General features: G+C 28.1%; 4 protein-coding genes. All 4 read left to right on the forward strand.

The genetic code is table 11. The features are described 5' to 3' along the window. Nucleotides 1-676: hypothetical protein (locus EQ827_RS08255; protein WP_219912683.1), on the forward strand; the 676-nt coding region annotated here is incomplete at its 5' end. A gap of 38 nt (nucleotides 677-714) precedes the next feature. After that, the gene (locus tag EQ827_RS08260) at nucleotides 715-1,527 is read left to right on the forward strand and encodes a nicotianamine synthase family protein (protein ID WP_181190512.1); all 813 of its coding nucleotides are present in this window, start codon (nucleotides 715-717) and stop codon (nucleotides 1,525-1,527) included. 14 nt (nucleotides 1,528-1,541) lie between these two features. Beyond that, nucleotides 1,542-2,816 (forward strand): ATP-grasp domain-containing protein, encoded by a 1,275-nt coding sequence (locus EQ827_RS08265; RefSeq protein WP_181190513.1) that lies wholly within the window; start codon nucleotides 1,542-1,544, stop codon nucleotides 2,814-2,816. Beyond that, nucleotides 2,813-3,137, forward strand: a 325-nt coding sequence (locus EQ827_RS08995; RefSeq protein ID WP_219912684.1) for a hypothetical protein, incomplete at its 3' end; no start/stop codon positions are given. The genes EQ827_RS08265 and EQ827_RS08995, both read left to right, overlap by 4 nt.

Below are 3,137 nucleotides of genomic sequence, written 5' to 3' on the forward strand. Positions count from 1 at the left end.
CACTAGTGTGCTAGAAGTAATTAAGAACAATATTTCTACATATATTAATTCAAATGCTAATGTTAAAGTAATAAAAAGTGATATATTTGATAATCAAGTTTTTAATAATAAAAAATTTGATCTGATTTATGAAAATCTTCCAAACATTCCTATTAGTTTAATTGATCAGGAATTAGATCAGGATATCAATAGCTCTAGTTATATAGCTGACGCTAGTATAAATAATAATTATTTTTCTAAATATTTATTGGATCTTCATTATAGATTTTTGAAACAGTGTAAAACTTATATGAATATATCATCATCTGCAATTTGTAATATTGGAGTACGATTTCCGTTAAGGGTTTACGAAAAATTATTTGAACAATTTTCTTATAAGCATGAAGTACTTGTGGCTGGTTTAAAGATCCAAACAGAAGCAAGGGATGTTATAAAAGGTTATTTGAATGCAGAACGACAGTTTAACGAACAACAATTCTATTATTACTCAGTTGAAGAAATGCCAAAAGATTTGTTAAATCAGCGATTAATAAAACCAGATAAAACTGAACTATTAAATTTTTTATCTAAAGTTAAACATTTTCAAATAGATATGCATGATGCATATAGTGCAGTTTTAAATAATAGAAATGTCGCACATTTAGTATTCACTACCGGAATTTATAATTTTGGTTAAATATATTTCAAAAATAAAATATAGGAATGATTTTAACAATGAATGATGTAGAAAGATCCATAATTAATAGAATTACAAATTTAGCCACTGGTGTAGCAAAAGCAACATCATTGAAAGAAAAATATAATTTGATTATTAATTTAGACCATGTCATATTATCAAATTTGCTCTCTTTAGAAGAGGAAAATGAAGTTTATGAGAAACTTGATAAAAATGTAAAAGATGAAGTTCAAAATTTATATGTAAATTTTGAAACAGATATTGAGAATAGTATTGATGAATTGATTAATATTGATAATAAAAACAATGAATTTTTGTTTGATGAAAAGAAAAATGTTATTGTTCCCTATTTTCAACGTTATATAGAACTTGTTAAAGATGAGCAGAAACATTTTAAAGTAAAGACTCATGATAAGGTTTTATGGATTGGAAGTGGTCCCTTTCCTTCTTCGGCAATGATACTGAATAGTATTGTTGGTTGCCATATTGATTGTATAGATATATCAGATGCTGCGGTAAACAATTCTAGAAAACTTTTTAAAAATCTTGGGTTATCAAATTTAATAAATGTAATTAAGGCTAATGGAACAGAAATAGATTCTTCACATTATGATAAAATTTTTATTGGTGTATTGGCTAGTCCAATTAATCCAATCATGGAAAATATTTTAGAACATTCAAAAAGGAATGTTACTCTTCTAAAGAGAGTAACATACGGTTTAAGGAATCTAATATATCCGACACCAAGGATTACAATTCCCATGAGTCAATATTTTTTAAATAATAAATATAGAGCATCTGGTGATCAAGTTATTTCTCATATTATTTATTATCCAAAATTGGGATTATAATAAGGAGTATTAAAATGAGTAAAATAATTTTATTTGTTGAAATAAATCCTGGAATGGAGAGTTCAGGTGCTAAAGCATTAGAGTATTGTAAAAATAATAATATTACAAGTTATGTTCTAACTTCCAATAAAAAATTTTATGATACTCCAGAAGGTAATCCCTTAAATAAAGCAAGCCATATTTTAGAATTTCCAACCAGTATGAATTTAAAAGATCAATGTGTAAACTTTTTAAAAGAAAGGTTTTATAAAACAAAATTGGATTTAGTTATGAGCTTTAGTGAATTATATGTAGAACTGGCTGCATATATAGGAAAACAATTAGGACTGCCAAATAACAATTATATTCCTATTTGTAAGGCCCGTAATAAGTTTACGTGGCGAAGGCTTCTTCAAAGTGAACATCTTACTAATATTAAATCTCTTCTTATTTCTAATTTAGAGGACTTACAAAATGTATCTGAAAAAATTGGTTTTCCATGCATAATTAAACCACTTGATGGTTCTGCAAGTGTGTCTGTACAATATTGTGATAGTCTAGAAGAATTGAAAATGGCCTTCCAATCTTGGCAAAATTTTCGTGGGTTTGGTCGCGGTTTAATCTCAAAAAAAGAAATGATAGTAGAAACATATGTTTCAGGACCACTTTATAGTATAGAATGTTTAAATATTAATGGTGTAAACAATTACTTTGGTATTACTAATCGTAAACTTAGTGGGGAACCGTACTTCGTAGAAGTAGGCGCAGATTTTCCTGCTAATAACGAGATACCAAATATTACAAGTGTTACAAATAAAACATCGAAAGTAATCGATTTATTAGGATTTAAAAATTGTGCTCTGCATATTGAATTTATTCTAGGTGCTGATAATTATATTGAATATGTTGATATTAACCCTAGGTTAGGTGGTGGCCTCATTCCGGAAATGATTGAATCTAGCTTGAACATTAGTCCTATAAAGTATGTCCTTAGTACTATGCTTGGCGACTATACTGCAATAAATATTCCAAAGGAATATTTGAATTACTGTGCATCTCGTTATGTTGTATCTAGTAATTGGGGGGAAATCTCTCATATTACTGGATTGAATAAAATTAAGAAGAATAAAAGTATTCATTCATTCAGTATGTCTGTAAAAGAAGGGGATACTATATTACCCCTCAAATCTAACAAGAATACTTTATTTGAATATTTTTCCACTAGTACTAGTATGGAAAAGGCCGATAATATTGCTAATGATGTCGTTAACGATATTGTTTTTGATCTGAAAGCGGAGTTATTAGTTTGAAGTTAGATAAACGAGAGAACGTTAAAAAAAATTTATCCATTTTGTCATATAATCGTTTGTTCACGGGTATAGGTTATTATTTATTTGTACCATTGTTAAGTATAATACTTTTAAACATCGGGTTTCGCCCGCATATTGTAGGAATATTAGTTGCTTTATTTAGCTTTGCAACCAAGGGTGGAGGTGCCATATCTTTACTTTTTCCCAAATGTTTTATTTATGAAAAAAGTATTATTTCATTTGGTACCTTGATGGCGTCAATCGGCCTGTTTTTAATTTTTATAATGCATAGCTTTATAGGTGTTATTTCTTTTTTGTTTT

The organism is Bombilactobacillus bombi, assembly GCF_013607485.1.
In the GTDB taxonomy this organism is placed as follows: Bacteria; Bacillota; Bacilli; order Lactobacillales; family Lactobacillaceae; genus Bombilactobacillus; species Bombilactobacillus bombi_A.